Origin of the sequence: Pseudomonas sp. D47, from assembly GCF_045447305.1 — a bacterium.
GTDB lineage: Bacteria > Pseudomonadota > Gammaproteobacteria > Pseudomonadales > Pseudomonadaceae > Aquipseudomonas.
This window is the reverse complement of the sequence record NZ_JBJGXU010000171.1, coordinates 1-646: the sequence shown is the minus strand read 5'-3', so window position 1 is coordinate 646 and position 646 is coordinate 1. Positions and strand designations below refer to the sequence as shown.

Below are 646 nucleotides of genomic sequence, written 5' to 3'. Positions count from 1 at the left end.
TACTTCCAAGGTCACCGGCATCAGACCGAAGTAATAGGCATCGGTGCTGAGCAGCAGCTCCATGGGTAGACCAAATAAGCCTAGAAAAATATGCAGCTGCCCAACCATCGAGCCGGGGAGCACCTGTACCAGGTCCTTGGCGATTGATGTCAGCATGCCAGTGCCAGCGAGTATCCCGAGCATGGACCCCGCCGCGAGGATAATCATTCCCATACTCAAGGCCGCCGAAGAATGCGCCGCGATCCGCTGCATCTGAACGTTACCGCCGGGATAATTGATCAGTAGGGCCAGTGCCAGCCCGATCATGAATATGTAGCCGGAAGGCAGCACGCCGAGAAACAGCGACACCAATACCAGCAGGAACAGGCTGGCATTGACCCATAGCAGCTTTGGTCGCTCCAGCGCACGCTCTTCGTCGCTGATGTTTTCCAGGCTGATGCTGGTTTCCGCTAACACCCCATCATCTAAATCGGCTCCGCCTGCGGTAGTGATACGACGCTGTTCACGCCAGCCGAGCAAGGCGGCCAAACTGATCAGCAGTACGACTCCAAATCCCTGGACGGGAAGTAGCGGACGCCACAGCTCGATGACATCGATACCGGTAACGGCCGCAGAACGCCCCAACGGCCCAGCCCAAGGGACCATG

Annotated in this window: 1 pseudogene; it reads right to left on the bottom strand. The window is 57.7% G+C overall.

Features of this window, described 5'->3' with window-relative positions:
- A pseudogene (locus ACI77I_RS32085) lies at positions 1–646 on the bottom strand (citrate transporter); the annotation flags it as partial.